15 protein-coding genes and 3 pseudogenes are annotated in these 16,123 nt (G+C 58.5%); 8 read left to right on the top strand and 10 right to left on the bottom strand.

Annotated elements, in window-relative coordinates; genetic code table 11:
• Nucleotides 1–476 precede the first annotated feature (476 nt).
• Nucleotides 477–2,246, top strand: coding sequence for a DUF262 domain-containing protein (locus GSQ92_RS26575; RefSeq protein WP_159014585.1), 1,770 nt, complete (start codon nucleotides 477–479; stop codon nucleotides 2,244–2,246).
• Nucleotides 2,247–2,306: 60 nt separating this feature from the next.
• Here GSQ92_RS26575 and GSQ92_RS26570 read toward each other — a convergent pair whose 3' ends face one another.
• The 5 genes from GSQ92_RS26570 to GSQ92_RS26550 form a co-directional block, all read right to left on the bottom strand.
• Nucleotides 2,307–3,254, bottom strand: a complete 948-nt coding sequence (locus GSQ92_RS26570) for a YafY family protein (RefSeq protein WP_159014584.1) — start codon at nucleotides 3,252–3,254, stop codon at nucleotides 2,307–2,309.
• Between the two features lie 117 nt (nucleotides 3,255–3,371).
• Nucleotides 3,372–3,881: an AAA family ATPase gene (locus GSQ92_RS26565; RefSeq protein ID WP_256367139.1), complete on the bottom strand. Its 510-nt coding sequence runs from the start codon at nucleotides 3,879–3,881 to the stop codon at nucleotides 3,372–3,374.
• A 97-nt stretch (nucleotides 3,882–3,978) separates the two neighbouring features.
• Nucleotides 3,979–4,884, bottom strand: a complete 906-nt coding sequence (locus tag GSQ92_RS26560) for an AAA family ATPase (RefSeq protein WP_159014582.1) — start codon at nucleotides 4,882–4,884, stop codon at nucleotides 3,979–3,981.
• 35 nt (nucleotides 4,885–4,919) lie between these two features.
• Entirely contained in the window at nucleotides 4,920–5,312 is a 393-nt protein-coding gene (locus GSQ92_RS26555; protein ID WP_159014581.1) for a hypothetical protein, read from the bottom strand.
• A 249-nt stretch (nucleotides 5,313–5,561) separates the two neighbouring features.
• A complete protein-coding gene (locus GSQ92_RS26550) occupies nucleotides 5,562–5,882 on the bottom strand; it encodes a hypothetical protein (protein WP_159014580.1) in 321 nt (106 codons plus the stop codon).
• 269 nt (nucleotides 5,883–6,151) lie between these two features.
• On the opposite strand from GSQ92_RS26550, the gene GSQ92_RS26545 reads away from it, so the two are divergent.
• Both GSQ92_RS26545 and GSQ92_RS26540 read left to right on the top strand, forming a co-directional pair.
• The gene (locus tag GSQ92_RS26545; protein ID WP_159014579.1) at nucleotides 6,152–7,642 is read left to right on the top strand and encodes a DUF2779 domain-containing protein; all 1,491 of its coding nucleotides are present in this window, start codon (nucleotides 6,152–6,154) and stop codon (nucleotides 7,640–7,642) included.
• A 19-nt stretch (nucleotides 7,643–7,661) separates the two neighbouring features.
• The gene (locus tag GSQ92_RS26540) at nucleotides 7,662–8,069 is read left to right on the top strand and encodes a hypothetical protein (RefSeq protein ID WP_159014578.1); all 408 of its coding nucleotides are present in this window, start codon (nucleotides 7,662–7,664) and stop codon (nucleotides 8,067–8,069) included.
• Nucleotides 8,070–8,251: 182 nt separating this feature from the next.
• Here GSQ92_RS26540 and GSQ92_RS26535 read toward each other — a convergent pair whose 3' ends face one another.
• A complete protein-coding gene (locus GSQ92_RS26535; RefSeq protein ID WP_159014577.1) occupies nucleotides 8,252–8,458 on the bottom strand; it encodes a hypothetical protein in 207 nt (68 codons plus the stop codon).
• A gap of 413 nt (nucleotides 8,459–8,871) precedes the next feature.
• On the opposite strand from GSQ92_RS26535, the gene GSQ92_RS31970 reads away from it, so the two are divergent.
• From GSQ92_RS31970 to GSQ92_RS31245, 5 genes and pseudogenes are all read left to right on the top strand, one after another.
• Nucleotides 8,872–9,918: a helix-turn-helix transcriptional regulator gene (locus GSQ92_RS31970; protein ID WP_371418604.1), complete on the top strand. Its 1,047-nt coding sequence runs from the start codon at nucleotides 8,872–8,874 to the stop codon at nucleotides 9,916–9,918.
• Nucleotides 9,919–10,134: 216 nt separating this feature from the next.
• Nucleotides 10,135–10,578, top strand: a complete 444-nt coding sequence (locus GSQ92_RS26525; protein ID WP_159014575.1) for a hypothetical protein — start codon at nucleotides 10,135–10,137, stop codon at nucleotides 10,576–10,578.
• Nucleotides 10,579–10,587: 9 nt separating this feature from the next.
• Complete coding sequence (locus GSQ92_RS26520; RefSeq protein WP_159014574.1) at nucleotides 10,588–11,094, top strand: hypothetical protein; 507 nt, start codon at nucleotides 10,588–10,590, stop codon at nucleotides 11,092–11,094.
• Between the two features lie 229 nt (nucleotides 11,095–11,323).
• A pseudogene (locus GSQ92_RS26515) lies at nucleotides 11,324–11,707 on the top strand (transposase); the annotation flags it as partial.
• Nucleotides 11,708–12,506: 799 nt separating this feature from the next.
• Nucleotides 12,507–13,464, top strand: a pseudogene (locus GSQ92_RS31245) (NAD(P)H-dependent flavin oxidoreductase).
• A 253-nt stretch (nucleotides 13,465–13,717) separates the two neighbouring features.
• Here GSQ92_RS31245 and GSQ92_RS26505 read toward each other — a convergent pair.
• The 4 genes and pseudogenes from GSQ92_RS26505 to GSQ92_RS26490 all read right to left on the bottom strand — a co-directional run.
• Complete coding sequence (locus GSQ92_RS26505; protein WP_159014573.1) at nucleotides 13,718–14,005, bottom strand: hypothetical protein; 288 nt, start codon at nucleotides 14,003–14,005, stop codon at nucleotides 13,718–13,720.
• 204 nt (nucleotides 14,006–14,209) lie between these two features.
• Nucleotides 14,210–14,494, bottom strand: coding sequence for an acyl carrier protein (locus GSQ92_RS26500; protein WP_159014572.1), 285 nt, complete (start codon nucleotides 14,492–14,494; stop codon nucleotides 14,210–14,212).
• Nucleotides 14,495–14,847: 353 nt separating this feature from the next.
• Nucleotides 14,848–15,477 (bottom strand): hypothetical protein, encoded by a 630-nt coding sequence (locus GSQ92_RS26495; protein ID WP_159014571.1) that lies wholly within the window; start codon nucleotides 15,475–15,477, stop codon nucleotides 14,848–14,850.
• A gap of 192 nt (nucleotides 15,478–15,669) precedes the next feature.
• Nucleotides 15,670–16,123 (bottom strand): annotated as a pseudogene (locus tag GSQ92_RS26490) (error-prone DNA polymerase); the annotation flags it as partial.

The following is a 16,123-nucleotide window of genomic DNA, read 5'->3' as shown; positions in this document are numbered from 1 at the left end:
CAGTGTCACCTTCTATCTCAAAGAATGAGTCCTGACCCTAGCGAGCCGCTATGAGCGACCGACCCTCGCGAAAGTATGCCATCGTCCATTCGCATGCCTATAAGTCGGCCAACCTGGCGCTATTGCTGAGTTGGCGCAACTAGACCGTTTGCCTATTGAGAGGGTCGCTTTAAAGGCTCAGTCAAACACTAGAGCGTCCGGAGGACCAACCGTGGCAATCGTCGTCAACCTAACAGCCCAAACGCTAACTGTTGCAGAGATTCCAGCCACGACTCCAGTTTGCATTTCGACCCGCAATCTGAACATCGGCGAGGTCCGACGCCTTGAGTTGATTGCGGTTGGTAGCAACCTGCGGTAGGCGAGACACGCGATGCACCGGCCGTGATGCGGGGCCGGGGAAACACTTTCGCCGGCCGCCGATTAGCAAACCACAATACTTAATTCAGATTGCTCTACTGTCAGGGATGAATTCAGAAGTGTTCCAGATACCGATTACAATCGCCAACGCGATCTCGCAAATTGGGGCGAGGGACTTACTCATTCCAGCAATTCAGCGAAAATTCGTCTGGACCCACTCAAAAGTCGAATGGCTATTCGACTCCCTTTTGCAGGGCTACCCGATCGGCAGCTTCCTTTTTTGGGAGGTCGACGATCCGGTGACAAAGACGGACTACAAATTCTATGAGTTCCTGCAGAGTTATCGGCAGGATTTCAAGGATGAAAATCCACATTTCGCCACTATCGGTCATAGGAAGTTCAATGCTGTCTTAGATGGCCAGCAAAGACTCACAGCCCTCTATATCGGCCTGACCGGCACATATGCTTATTACCGAGGCCGCGTCAACCGCGTCGACAACGAGTACGCTTACCCGACCCGGCGGCTTTACCTTAATGTGGTTGGTAAGCCCGAGGACAGCGATGAACAAACAGGTCGTGTTTATGAGTTCAAATTCCTGACCGATGTCGAGTTTCAATCATCTCCCGCGAAGTGGTTTTTAGTCTCGAGGATTCTAAAATCTCGGGATCTCAGCACCTTTACCAAGATGATCATTTCCGAGAGCTACCAGCTAAACGAGTTCGCAACAGAAGCTTTGTCGCAACTCCATTCTGTTGTGCACCTTGAACAGCTGATAAATTATTATCAGATCGAAAAGTCTGATATGGAACGAGCATTGAATGTGTTCGTCCGGGTGAATAGCGCGGAGCCGTTAACCCTTTCCGACATGCTCATGTCCACGGCGGTCGCCCATTGGCGAACCAGAGACGCTCGAAGGGAAATCCCGTCTTTAGTCAATGCGATTAGAGAGCGAGGATTCTTTGTCGACAAAGATTTCGTCCTTAAAGCCTGTCTCTACCTTTACAGCCCTGACATTCGCTATAGGGTTTCCAACTTTACGGCTGAGCGCGTAAGACCATTTGAGGACAACTGGGACGCGATCCAGGAGAGTGTCATTGCCGCTTTCGACCTCGTCCGAGATTATGGCTACAATGACCTGACGCTAACTTCGAAGAATACACTTCTCCCCCTAATTTACTGGTTGCATCACAAACATATCGCATCCGATTTCACGTCCGCTGTTGCCACGCGTGGCGAGCGCGATCTGATAAAAAAATGGCTGCACACTATGCTTCTGAAAAGTGTTGTGGGTTCGGGCTCAGCGGACAGTGTTTTAGGTGCGATCCGGCGAGTGCTTGCCGGTGAAGCATTTGGGGTTTCCTACCTGCGACCAGAGTTGCAGTCGTTTCCACAAGTGGAAATAGCATCAAGTCTTCGATTGCAAGGTCGTGACCCGGACGTCACAGCTGAGTTTATTGAATCGCTCCTACTAACGCAGAAGGATAATAGGCAGGCATTCCCGATTCTTGCTCTGCTGTCGCCGCATCTTGACTATAAGAACGGAAACTTTCATGCGGATCATTTGCACCCCGCCTCGGCATTTCGGCAGAAAGATCTTGCCAGATCGGAGGTACTTGGGGAGGACGTAGAATTCTATGCTGACTACAGACATTGGAACAGTATTCTAAACCTCAGCCACCTGGACGCTAACGAGAATATGTCGAAGCAGGCGACTTCGCTGTCAGTATGGGCGGCCGCAGAGGCCGAGCATCAGAAAATCTCTCATGCTAAATTCTGTGTTGATCATATTTTGCCTGAAGAACCCGACTTAGCATTTGGGCGTTTTCGCGTTTTTATTGAGGCTCGGCGGCGCATCCTTTCTCAGAAGTTGAGAGAGGCGCTCCAGTAGTTGCTCAATGATGGGTAAATCGGAGGGCCGATTTCTTAGCGGCTCGCTGCGTGTCTTTCATTATGTGGAGGGAAAGTCATGATGATTTTCGTTGGTAGCAGTCTTCCGGGAATGATGCCGCGCGATGTCATTCGTTGTTCGCGCCATTGCCCTCCGTAAGTCCTCGGGCGCGAGGATAGAAACAGCTGATCCCCATGTGAATAAGTGACAACACATCTCTTGTTTGCCGCCAGCTCGGAAAGCAATCGTCAACGAGCCATCTTCATTAAGGATGGAGTGTTGCGAAGGATGAAACGACCAGCGTGCGGCGTCTTCCGCCGCTTCTGGTTCAAAACGCGCGACTACATCAATGGGTTCTTCCTGGAATACTCCGAAAGATTGAGCAGCGTATGCTGCTAGATTAAATTCTCCGGCTCGCGAAAAACTGCGATGTAAAATGTCAATGGAGGTAATTCGATCCAAGCGCCATAGCCGCATTGCCTGGAGACCATCGACAGGTGCGACGAGCCAGCCGCGTCCTCCGTAGAGTAGTCCGTAGGGACATAGGACGCGAACCGCTCCCTCCTCTGGATCGCCAGTTGCGTAGTGCACTACGATGAGTTGCATGCCAAGTATTGCGCGCCGCAGGGTCGGAAGAATGCCAGGTAGGATCACAGGCCGCGGACCTGGCCGCATTGCGATCCCTTCCGCTTCCATTAGGGCGGCGATGTCTGGCTCGGCCTGGCGCAAAGCGGCGGGCCGCATCACGGCGCGCAATGTAGTGGAAGCCTCGCGCAGCAGGCCGGCGCGATCGGCTTCCCCGCGCAGTTCACATTCACGCGCAGCTGTCTCGATCGCGGCCACTGCTTCCGCACGGACCTCCATCACGCCGACCAATGCACTGCTCGGCAGACGCCACCGCCTGACTCGCTCTTCGTCGTCCCACCAATCTAACTGTGGAAATATGTCGGCCAAAGTGTCGCGCAGACGTTCCGCAGTCCTGCGGCCGATGTCAAGTGCAGTAGCCATCTCGTCAAGCGTGAGGCCCGTTCGGGTGCCCGCCAAATTGCGAGCGAGACGGAGGAGCCGTTCCGCGGGAGCATATCTCATCGGCTGCCGTCGCCTCAAGAAGCACTCATTTAGCGATCAACCTTTGGCAGTCGGTCGGGCAAATCCTATAGGTCGATCTGTGGCAATCCGTTCACCGCACTCGGCCATCAATAGACGCAGCACTATGTTCGGATCAGTCTCATAGGCACACATGACCACTCGTCGTCGCACCAAGGCGAAATCGGCTGGTGTAAGGGTCCGCAGAGCATCCAACTCTGTTGGTGCGGGCCGTTCGAAGAATTGTCGGAAAGCCAACCTCGCTTGCGTCACGGTCAACCAAGAAAACCGCACTTTCACCAAGAGGCGACGCAGACTTGCGCGGTCCAGGCGCTCGGTCAAGTTGGTCGTACGGGCGAAGGGAAACGCATGTCCGTCCATCCAAGTGAGCATCTCGTTGACCTGGCTAATCTCCCAACTGCGCATGGCGTCCGCCCGCTCCAGCAAAAGGCTGTCGGCATCGTCGAACACGAGGAAAGCCTGCGCCTCCCGCGCTTGCGAGGCGCGCCTGGTCGGAGGAGGTCCGACGTCAGGGCTGCGAGATCGCAGTTCGCGTTGATCAACGCCGGATCAAAATTAGAATCCGGCTCCTTCTCGGGAAGCGGCAGTTCCCCGCCGCGCACAGCGCGCGCAATGCCTTCGACGATCAGGTGTGCCGTTTCCCCGCGCCGCCGCCGGCTAACCGGGTTGCGCGTAGGGCTGTCGAGGCGACCGCGGGCGCGGCCGGCACTAAGCGCGCGAGGCGAGCCGCGTCCGCATCGCGCAAGATGATCCCCTCTGTCTCACCCATGCTGCGCCATAGCCTCGCGCGGGTCGTGAGGTTCGGCACGCGCAACTCTAGGCACATGGTCATCCGGCGCAGCACTGCGGGTCCGAGGACGCTGATGTCGTTTGCCGTCCAGATGACCGGCACCGTCAAACGCTCAAGCAAACGATGAATGAAGACGCGAGAACTGGTGATGGGCTCGTCGAAGACCATGCTATGGCTTAGGAAGAGATCCTCTGCCTCGTCGAAGAGGAGGAGCGTGTCGCCGGGCGAGGCAAGCCGCTGGGCAAGCCGCAGTCCGGCCAAGCGCTCGTAACGCGAGGGTTCGTTACCGCTATCGTCGGCCTCGCCGACCGGGCGCAGCCTTGCGCCGACTTTAGCGGCGAGCGCCCCGGCAAATGCTGTCTTGCCGGTGCCAGGGCCGTAGAGCAGGATACTTACACCAGGCTCGCGTCTCGCGAGCGCCGCGCGTAACACCGAGGCGGCGACCTCCGCCTCCCGACCCAAATGCGGGAACGCCTCCCAAGGCAGCGGCTCTGATGCAATCGAGCCAAGCAGTTGGTCGTAGAAATCGGCGCCAGGTGGCACGTCCTGCCGAATCAGCGACAGTAGCCGATCCAGCACTGACAAGTCGCCGTGCCGTTCGATGCGGAACAGACCGCTGGCCAGTAGCTTCGCTTCGGCCGTCAGCCGTCCCACGACCTCGGCGATCGGCGCTTGCAGAAGCATCGCCATAAGGCCGGCGTCGCGATGCAGCGTCGTGCGGCCACCGCGGCACTCGCTCATTCCATCGAATAAGCGCTCTACGCGCTGGTCCAGTTTTAGTGCAAGGCAAGCGTCAGGATTCGTGTCGCCAGTGGATCGAGTTCCAAGGCTCTGCTTATCGCGGCGATCCAGCGCTCAGCCGGTCCATCGACTAAATTTGATAAATCCGCGGCGGCTAAGTCGAGTGCGTCGCCAATTTTGCGCCAGTCTTGCAAGGAGACGCCGCGACGTCTTGATCGTCCGGAATCCTCTCCGTCGCCGGGCAGGGCAGCATCCGCCAAGGCGAAGGCGGCGGCGCTCTGTGTCACCCAGCTCGCCAGCGCGCTGGCCTCCGGCGCGCGACGATCGATGGCCGTATAGACGTTCCGGGCGCAGGTCAGCGCCAATAAGGTGCCGCCGGTGACTAAACGGCGCTCGGGCGAACGACGTTGCCCAAGAGGGGCGTCCATGGGGATTTCCTTCACGTCAATCAGATGAAACGGGCCGCCTGAGCATCGAGAGGGCGTGCCGGAAGCGAACCGTCGTTTGGTGTCCTCAGTCTCGGCCGTAGCCGTACCAGCAGGAACGCCTGCGGAATTCATGGCGTGGCAGACCAGGCGGCGTCACTGGTGTGTCGGTTCTTTGCCGCTTCAGACACCGCGCGAGTGACGCAGACCGCCGGTCGGCGAGGGCAGGGTGCTGCCCTCGCCTGGTCGCCGCTACCATCGCGCTGAGCGCACGACTCGCGCTTGCGCGCGAGCCTCGGCCAGGCGCAATTGCGCCGCAGGGATCACCCGCGCCGCCTGCCGCGGATCACCGAGCCCGAGCTCGATCTCAATGAAGCCGTTGCTCCGCACACGCGAGCAGACCGCCAAGGTCACGCCGGTATGGACGATCTGGAAATGAGCCATTTCGAGACCCTTTCCCAGGCGCGCAATCTCGCGCCAGGCCGCAAGCGCGGCCGGACGCAGCTGAGCGCCAAGCGCGGCGCGCGCCTCGGTAGACGAAACAATGACGACGGGAGCCTGAACCTGAAACACCGCAATCTCCTCAATGAACAAACACGGGCCAGGCCGTCCGGACAGATTCCGGATGAGGACTGGATCATGCTCTCGAGGAGGGGTGGTTCAGGTGTTCATGCGTATGTCCCGATAGGTAGCGGAAAGCTGACGCCGTGTCACGCGCCGTCGCGACGATATGCGCCCCGTCTACGTCAGAAGTGGACGTAGCAAATCGGCGAGCTGCGAATAGCCGATTGCCTGATTCCTGACCTGAGAACATGCTTCCGCGGTTCCAGCAGGGAGCCGCTATGGGCGGGCTACATCTTACCAAGTCTCGCTACGCCGCTGGCCTGCAGTGTTCGCGGCGGCTGTGGCTGCTTGTGCACGAGCAAGCGCCTTATGACGATCCTGATCCGGGGGCAGCACTGGATGTTGGGCAGGAGATCGGCCGCAAGGCACACCTGCTGTTTCCGGGAGGAGGTTTGATCGAGGAAACGCCCTGGCAACATGCGGCGGCCGTGCGTCGGACGCTCGCTCTGATGGCCGACCCCAGAGTTCCCGCTTTGTTTGAAGCGGCCTTCGAACATGATGGGGTCCGTATTCGGGTCGACGTCCTGGAACGTCTCTCCGATGGCACCTGGGGCCTGGGCGAGGTCAAAAGCAGCACCCGCATGAAGCATCATCATGTCGAAGACCTCGCGCTTCAGGCCTTCGTGCTCGAGGGCGCCGGCGTCAGAGTCACCTCGATCGAACTGCTGCACGTCAATAAAGCCTATCTGCGCGGACGGGAGGGCATCTGCTGGCTCGACTATTTTCGTCGCGTCGACGCCTGGATGGAAACGGCGGCCGCTCTCGTGGACCTGCCAGAACGGTTGCCGGACATGCGGGCCTGCCTCTCAGAGATAGAGCTTCCTGCTGCTGAGCCCGGCAAGCACTGCGGCACGCCCTACGGCTGCGAGTTTCTGGACCGCTGCTCGGCAGATAAGCCTGATGATTGGATTAGTTACCTGCCTCGGCTGTCAGAGACCCAAGCGGCCGACCTTAAGGTCCGGGGAATAGACGCCATCTCCGCTATCCCGACCGATTTCAGGCTAACACCAAAGCAGACCATCATTCGAGACGCGACGGCGAGCGGATGCCCTTATGTGGGGTCTGATCTCGCCCGGCTTCTTAAAGCGCTCCGCCCGCCCGCGTGCTACCTCGATTTCGAGGCCATGATGCCGCCGATCCCGCTCTATGTGGGCACGCGGCCCTATCAGACCATCCCGTTTCAATGGTCGCTGCATGCGATTGAGGAGGATGGTGTCCTGCATCATCGGGAGTTCTTGGCCGAGGGCGACGAAGACCCACGACTCGCCTTTGCGGAGAGCCTCATCGCGATACTTCACGTTTTTGATGGCCCGATCCTCGTCTACTCTGCCTACGAGCAGACGCAGCTGAGAGAGCTCGCCAAGCAATTTCCCCAGCTGCGGGTGCCGATTGAGGCGGTCATCGCTCGCATTCGCGATCTGTTGCCGATCGTCCGCGCCGGCGTCTACTTTCCGGCCTTCGGCTTCAGCAACTCAATCAAGGCCGTTGCTCCGGGCCTGAGCCCTGGCTTTGGTTACGATGATCTCGTCGGCGTCGCCAACGGCACCGCCGCTTCGGCGGCCTTCGTGCAACTGGCATCCGGCTACGTTTCGCACCCCGAAGAGGTTGGCCGGCTGCGCCGGGCGCTGCTAGCCTATTGTCAGCGCGACACCCTTGCGATGGTCGAGGTGCACCGGGCCCTGATGGAGCTGGCCGTTGCCGAGGGCTGAGCAACTTCCGGAGCATGGAATGGTTGGTCCCTTCTGGGTCGTGGAAGAGGGCGGCAAGTCGGTCATTGTCGCGCTCACGGTGCCACTGGAGCGGGCCGAAACCTATGGCGATATGCTGACAATGGAGACTGGCCACCTTCAGCATTGGTCGCGGTTAGCCCGGCGAGGGGCAGCCGCGTTGCGAACTGCCGGAGAGCCTACCGCCCCCGTCTGGTCGGAATACGAGGAATGGCCGCGCGGGAGGGTGATTTTCGACTGTGTCGCCCGGCATTTCGTGATCCGGGCCGATCGACAGCTACACCACCCTGCTTTCGTGCGTCTTATAACAGACCATTTTTGTATTGAGGCAGCCAAGGCGACCGTTCTTGCCGACGATCATTATCGGAGCATTCGGCGCGTACTCACCCCAGAGGCAAGACCGACTTGAGATCAACACCAGTAATTGAGATTGGGATTTCACTTTTACGAAACCGCAGTCAGTACGGGCGCTTTGCGATTCACCCTCGACGAGTGCAGCGCCGCCTCTTTGATCCCCCGGGTCTCCTGGCAAAATTCTCTCGGCCGCATAATAAAGCCCAATGGCAATTTTGATGGATGGAGAACCGCGAGCTACCCTGTTGGGATTATGCAGAGTTGGCGCCCGCGTTCATCATAAATAAAGTTGAACCGGCCACGCTTGAGGCTGACCGTCGCGCCCGTATAGGCTTTCAAGCCATCATCCGGGCCGCCGCCCGTGCCGATAATAGTGAGTAGACCACCTCGCTCATTATAGACGAAGACAAAAGCTCCCCGCTGGACCACACTGCCGATAGCCATAGTTATTCTCCATCTTCGCCCGCCGATTTGAATGCCAGGCCCGTGCGACAGAAGTGGACGTCTTTGTATCTCCGGAACCCTTCACGCTTCTTTGAAACGATCGGCGAGAGGGGATCGACCTTAGTCTTTATGGGAATCGTCTGCGTGACGTTGTAAGCATACTGGGAAGCCGGGCCGTGTGGTGTCGCTGACCCGAAACGCCATTCTCGAGCTCCCCGCGAGAACGTCACATGGCAGTTCTAGAGTGACCACATTTGACGTGAACGTTGTATAGGTCTGAAGAAGCTAGGCCGATGAACTGGACGCCACTGGATACTGCGTGTTCCGGGGCTGAGCGGAGGAACTCGATGATGGGTACTAGACCAGCCAAAAGGGGAATACTTGATATTTCAATCTGCATGGCAAACTAACTTATGCGTCAAGAGCCTGCACAAAGATTGTTAAATCTTGCAATGAGTCTCGCCGGCACGCGTGTCGGTCTGACTTTGGACGAGATGGCGTCAAGCCTGGGCGTAGCGAGGCGGACCGCGGAGCGGCTTCGAGACGCGTTGGCCGAGATCTTTCCGCAACTGGATTTCAATGATGATGAGCAGAGGGTCCGTCGTTGGCGTCTTCCCGGAGGCGCCTTAGCTGGTGTGGCGGAGCCGCGGGCCGAGGCTGTAGCGGCCGTGGAGGCTGTGGCCCGTGAATATGGGAGCAGAGGAGAACTTGACAGGGCTGGGCTGCTGCGGGACGCCGCGACGACGCTTCGCGCGTTGATGCGGCCAGATGCCCTCCGTCGCGTTGAGCCCGACATCGCCGCTCTCATGGAGGGAGAGGGGATCGCTATGCGACCAGGTCATCGGCCGAGGCTTGACCCCAGCGTTCTGCCTGCTCTCCGCCGGGCAATCCTGGGCGTCCAACTTATAGCAGTGCGCTACGCGAGAGACGCAGATGAGGCACCAGTTACCCGAATTCTGTGTCCTTACGGTACTCTCTACGGCGGCGACGGCCGGGCGTGGCTCGTTGGTCATGTTGAAGAACTGCCCGAGATGCGCTTGTGGCGACTCGATCGAGTGCTATCGGTCGATCTACTCGATCGCTCTTATGCGAAGCGCCAGGATTTCGATCTAGCCACTTACGCCAGACAATCATTCGGTGTTTTTCAGGAGCAGCCCATCGATGTCATTCTGAAGATTGAGCCTGAAGGGACGCCCGATGCCCTGAGTTGGCTATTTCATCCATCGCAGACCATCGAACCAGTGTCAGATGGAGGCCTCATCGTGCGGTTCCGAGCGGGTGGCGTGCTGGAAATGTGCTGGCATTTGTTTACGTGGGGCCAGCTCATAACGGTGTTGGAGCCCCAACAACTGCGCTCGGAACTTTCCCAGATGGCAACCAATGTCGCGCACCATCACGCCAAGGTGCAAGAATCAGGTAGCGATGGACCGCATCTGATCGCGCATGGACTTCGAGTCTAATGCGCCTCGGACATGATCCGCGGATCCGAACCGGGACTGTGGGCATCTTCCGGGTTATGCCTCACGAGGACGGCAGTAACCAAACGATCTCCGATGCACCACGCTCGATGAGGCGGAAACGTTGCAGAGAGTTTCCAACCACCCGGCGGGTCGGTTACGCTCGACTTGCCAATAGTATTGTCAACCGTTAGACGCCGCATTTGCGAGGAGGTTCCCATGACGGAAGATTACGACGACGTCCTTCATGAGTTCGACGACCCTGATGAGGATCTGAAGCAGGCAGAGTTAGTCTGCCGCGTAACGGATGGGAAGCTCAGAGGATATTTAGAATGGATGACGATCGCCTATGCCTGGATCCATCTGAGGAACCAAATATTGAGTAATGCTGATGTTGATCTCGAAGAAGACTCGGATTATCGGCGTATTCCCGAGTATCAGATTGCATTAGAGCAGGCACGGAAAGACTATCCCCATCTGATGGGCCTCTCCGCCTCCACTTGTAAGCATCTAGAGTGGTTTGAAGGTCATAGCCTTGGGTTGTTCAACTGGGGAGAAAAGCTCTCCAACGACGAAAAGGCACGGCTTACTAGCCCTCTGATCATCCGCAGACGTTATGAGGCGGCAGAGAAGGCGAAGGTTCTTGGAAGTAGCACGATGTAGGGGTCTCCGATGACCTTCAGATATGCAGACCATCGCATACCGCTTCATCAAACGTCTGTAGCACCTGCGCAATGGCCGAGAGAACTGGTAAAAAGACGCGGCTGGGAAGCGGGCTTTCTTGACTGGTACAGTGCCAACGATGATCGGTTCACGATCAAACTGGAGTTCTTACGAAGCAATCGGCAGCACATAGAGGCGGCATTCCACGGCATCACGCGGGTCACACGCGCCATAATCAAGCAGGACAACATCGACGTCACGGTGGATTGGCAGGGTCATTTCTGGGACATCATCGCGAACTTCGAGACCTACCCGCAGCGTGTGCCAAGAGGGTGGGTCTGTGGCGAGTGCCCGCCCGACAGTCGTTTCATCTACGCGACGCGACAAGATCTTTGTCAGGCTGAAGTGCTCGTTCCGTTCATGGAGTGGATAAACACAAGTCTGGCAAAAGCGACGGCGCTCTCACTCTGGGGGGCGGCTGACAGCGCAACCTGGGCGCGGCTCGTTATCGGTTGAGGCGCAGGGTCCCGCCGTCCGCGAGCTAAAGCTGCAGGGTCAGTCCAAGATGTGACCGATCTCCAATTCGAGGGCGATATGGAGTTCGGCTAAGACACAGTGATCTCACAAAAAAAGGATCAACCGTTGTCGCGGTTGTGTTAAATCTCAACTCACGTCGCGGGCACAAAGATAAATTGCTTGAGCGAGCTGCTGTTTTTTGCTTCATGCACCTTATGGCGATCTCACTCTGTTCAAGACAGCGCGGCAGTTTGCCGCCTGGCTCGGCTTGGTGCCGCGGCAGAGCTCTACCGGCGGAAAGACGCCCCTCGGCCGGATCACCAAAACGGGCAATCGGGAGATCCGCAAGTTGCTGGTGTTGGGGGCTACCTCGATGGTCTACCGGGCAGACGGATGGAACAGCGCGGTCGGCGCTTGGCTCAGGTCTGTCCTCGAGCGTCGCCCCGTCCGATTGGTGACCGTAGCATTGGCGAACAAGATGGCGCGCATCGCCTGGGCTGTGATGACGCGCCAAAGAGGTCTACCGCCCGAAGGGTGGTGTCGCGGCCGTGGCGCAAGCTACCGCATGACGCCATTCCGTCGGATGGCAGGCGACGGGTGCAAACCCGACTGATCCAGCAGGAAGCCTCAACAGCGTGATGGGAAAGACCGTAGTCAAAATCGGGCAATACCGTTAGCAGCCGTGTGCCTCGAGCACGCCAGACAGATTGGTGCCTGACACGTACGCGCACCCCCATGATGGCCAGCGGTCAATGCCGCGCTACAGGCCGGACATAAGGGCGCAACTGACCGGATCTTCGCCAATGCTGAGCGGTGCTTCATAGTCTTGCCAAGAGGAGAGTAGAACTTGGCTCGCTGACGATGGCCAATGGCGCCGCGCGATCTCTCGGCCGGATCGCGATCAACCGAACAAGGAAACACGGGCGGCATCATAAACTTCCGCACTTTGTTCGTCAGCGACGTGGTCTCGCCGTTTCAGCCTTCAGCTTGCCTGTGCTGGCCATAGAAATTTCGCGTCTGCAAAAGAACTCGAGATGTAAAGAGACGCACATCTTTCTGTCTACACTGCACGCCGTCGCTAAAATAAATATGGACACGTCTAGAAGAGACATCGGCGTCGCGTGAATGAGACGGTAAAAAATCTTTTCATTATCTTGGACTGCGTCCGACCTCTATCTAAATGCTCAGTGCCGCGCTCCCGGGCGTTCGCGTCCCAACCTTTCTGCAAACTCATGATGTCGCAAAATCCCGGCGCGGTACGCATAGAAGATATCGACCTTTCGAAGCGTCTGGAGTGGTTTTTTGATATGGCTAGGTGAGGCAGTGGAAGTTGGGTGATAATAGCTAGCCCGCCCCTTTCGTTGGAAGGTACGACCGTGCGGACAGCGCTCTGTGAACGGCTTGGTATTGAGATGCCGATCATCCAGGCGGCCATGCATCAGGCTGCTTGCCCCGCGCTCGCTGGCGCTGTCAGCAACGCAGGCGGCCTCGGAATGCTCCAATTGGGGTGGCTCACACCCGAGGTGATCCGTCAGCAAATCCACACCACCCGTGTGCACACGGCAAGACCCTTCGGCGCGGGCTTTGTGCTCGACCAATCACAAGAGAAGAGAGTGGGCCTGGCGCTCGAACTCGGCATGCGCATCATTTCACTTTTCTGGGGGGATCCAGCCCCCTATGTCGCAGCCGTCCACAGCGTGGGTGGTCTCCTTATGCACGCGGTCGGCAGCGTAGCTGAAGCCCGCCATGCCGCCGAGGTCGGCGCGGACATTATAATCGCCCAGGGCTGGGAGGCTGGGGGTCACGTACGGGGGAGAGGTCGCCACACTCGCGCTGGTCCCCGCCGTTGTTGATGCCGTGTTCCCATTACCAGTCGTCGCGGCGGGAGGCATTGCGGACGGACGTGGGCTTGCTGCCGCGCTGGCGCTCGGCGCAGCAGGCGCGTGGATCGGCACGCGATTTCTGATGAGCGCGGAGGCGGCGATTCATCCTGCCTATCGCGAAGCCCTTGCGCATGCGACAGCGGCCGACACCTTTATCTCAACGCTTTTCGATGTGAGCTGGCCAGACGCGCCGCATCGCGCATTGCGTAACAGCACCGTGATGGCCTGGGAAGCGGCGGGCCGGCCGCCACCCGGGAGCCGACCCGGCGAAGGTGATGTCATTTACCGTTCTCCCACCTGCGGGCAGGTCGTCCGTTACGAAACAGATTTAGCACCCACAGACGCGGTGGGTGATATTGAAGCCAGCTCGCTTCTGGCCGGCCAAGCCGTTGGCCTGGTAACGCGCATGCAGCCCGCAGCCGAGATCCTACGCGAGATTTCCGAGGAAGCTCGAAATGTCATTGGGCGGCTCGCCGCGTTGGATTGAGCGATGCGCTGAAATCAATCACCCTTTGCTACCGCGCGCCGAGGTGTTCAAACCGAAGCCGCCTCCCGATGCGTCAACGCCTTCGGCAAGACGGACCTCCTGCGCACGCTAAGGCGATAGGAAGGCATGCACCACAGCTGCTCCCAAGATGGCCACGGAGACCACCGCGAAGCAGAACACAGCGGCGATCGTCATGCGGAGCCAAATGGGCTCTTTTCCGTCGTCCATCGCTCTCTCCGAAAGCGGCTGACGTTTAGCTCTCTGGTCCGAACACGTCGTCCGACAAGTCTTGAATGAAACGCGCACAGATCGAAACGCTTGGGTCCTGATTGGCCGTGGCCGGCACCGGCAACATTACGGGGTGGGGTTCGACGTAGAGGACAACAAGGATTCCTGGGGCTCCGCGGATGTCGCCGACTTTGATCCGATCCCCGGGAACCGGCAGCGTCTCGAAGCGGAACGCCCCGAAGTCCGAATCTTCTTCCGAGTGAACAACAGCATCGATCACATTATGAGCCCGCCCCAACGGCATGATCGTCACGAGAGACAAACTCCGGCGGCCGCTAAACCGGCCGGCTTCAACTAACAATTGCTAGAATGCATGCTGGCAACGCGCCGGTTGATGTCAATGTCTTTCTACAACTCTGGCTCTACTGGGACATCAACTTTGCCGTCCCAGTCACAAGAAAACCACTCTAGGTCGTATAATACACGGAACCCGGGAAAGTCGGACATTGGTGGGTTTCTAGGAGTCCTCAGGGGCTTGCCGCTGTTTCGTGAATGGGATCACCTCGTTTGTTCGCCGAGATCGATGCGCTTCTACGGCGTCGATCAATTGTCCGACGGCGGAAAATGTGGGGTCGTTCTCAAATTCGATGCTCCAGTCAACCTCAAGCGCTATGGGCAGGGTTAACATCTTGAAGCTGTCGAGCTCCAAGTCTTCGGCAAACCGAGCGGCGTCGGACAGGCGTTCAACGGGGAGGCCGAGATGCGCTGCCATCGAACGTCGGATAGCCTCTCTATCACTCACCCACGTCCTCCCCTGCATAATTCCTTAAGCTCTGCAGCTCATCAGGCTTTAGGAGCAACTAACAACAGTCGGCTTCAAGTAATTCCTTCGGTCATTTTTAGGCGGTCGACGGGCCACAATGCAGTACGGGCATAAAGGCTTGGCTATAGACGGCAGGGCGCTTGCTTGCTCAGCATTCCTGAAGTTGAGATAACGCACGCTCATCAGATGACGTCTCCGTTTTCGCCCGTCGCTGATGCGTTGAGCGGCCGGTAACGCTGGCCTGTCTCGATCCGGCCAGGAAGGGCGAGGACGGCTGCTGGAGAGCCACCTGCGGCCACGGCGCGGTGTCGGAGGCAAAAACCCGACGGTGGTTAGCGTTGGTTGCCGCGCTTTGACATGGAGCGCCGTATCTTTTCCCGATGGCGATCAGGATCCGCTCTAATGTCGCGCCAAAGCGTTCGCCAGTGTAGGTATTGCGGGGACAGCGCTGCAAGGGCAGCATCAATGCGCCCATATCGGAAAAGGCAGTCATCCGTGAGACTGATGACCAGCGGATTCGGCTGCATCCTGTTCTCAAGGTCGGTTCGAAGAAGGGCGTTTACCGCATCTTGCTCGCGCCCGTCCCCGAAGTGATCGGCAAGCAGTGCCAGGGCGATCGCCGCTGAACGACTTTTCCCATGTTCGCAATGCACGGCGATTAAGAGTGACCCGGTGGGGGGACCGTCAAAGAAATGGCGGCCGTCGGCAACACAACGTCCAAATTCGATGGCCTCTGTAACTTGCAGCATTGTCGGCCCTATACGATGGCCAAGCTTCGCAATGGCGATATCGTCGAAGCTCAATCTCAGCAATCTGGCGCTCTCGCCTCGGGTGGCCTGGGCGAGGGCGATTGCTAAGTCTGACGTGGTAGCGTTCGTCGAACCTCGAATAGAAATGACAGCGTCTGCACCTTCAGCGCCTCCTGATTCGACCTCCGTTCTTGAAAGGACGCTGATCCGCATGCTCGGGTTCCTTCCTCGCAATGCAATGACGCCCAGGCTCCCGAGTGCCGAGATCGAAGCCGTACGCGAGAGGGGTCTGTGGCTTACCAGCGCGGCGTGGCACCGGGCGTTTTGGCGAACTCTCGTTCCAGGCGAAAGTTCCGATTCATAGAGATATCAATCACCGATAGGCTCGACGCCGGCATAACGGCCCTACCGGAAGTCACGGCTGGCCGGCAGCCCGGCTTTTGACCGAACGGAACCGGGGTCCGGGCGTCTCACCTCATCAGCGTGTCCAAGCGTGGCGTCGGCCCAACTCGGATCATTCGCGGAAACGCTCAACTGGCGCAGGAGGTCGCCGCGGTCGATCAGCTTGCGACAAATCAAGTGCGTGATGGGCACTTCGGCGTGTTCGGTTTCCCGCTCGATGCGGCCTTCAGCCACCATCAGACGCGCGCTGATCATCGCCGCGCGGTCACGTCCGCCGATGTCCGGATAGACAAGCAGGTTGGCGACGCCGAATTCATCCTCGAGCGTGATAAAAACGATGCCCTTCGCCGTGCCCGGCCGTTGCCGCATGAGCACGATCCCGGGCAGGCGAATGGAACTGCCCGCGCGTGCCGAGTTGAGGCGCCGTGTGTCGTGGTATCCCAGTTTCGAGAATTTC

This window comes from Acidisoma sp. S159 (assembly GCF_009766125.1).
Taxonomy (GTDB): Bacteria; Pseudomonadota; Alphaproteobacteria; order Acetobacterales; family Acetobacteraceae; genus Acidisoma.
The sequence above is the reverse complement of the archived record's forward strand: the minus strand, read 5'-3'. Positions and strand labels throughout refer to the sequence as shown.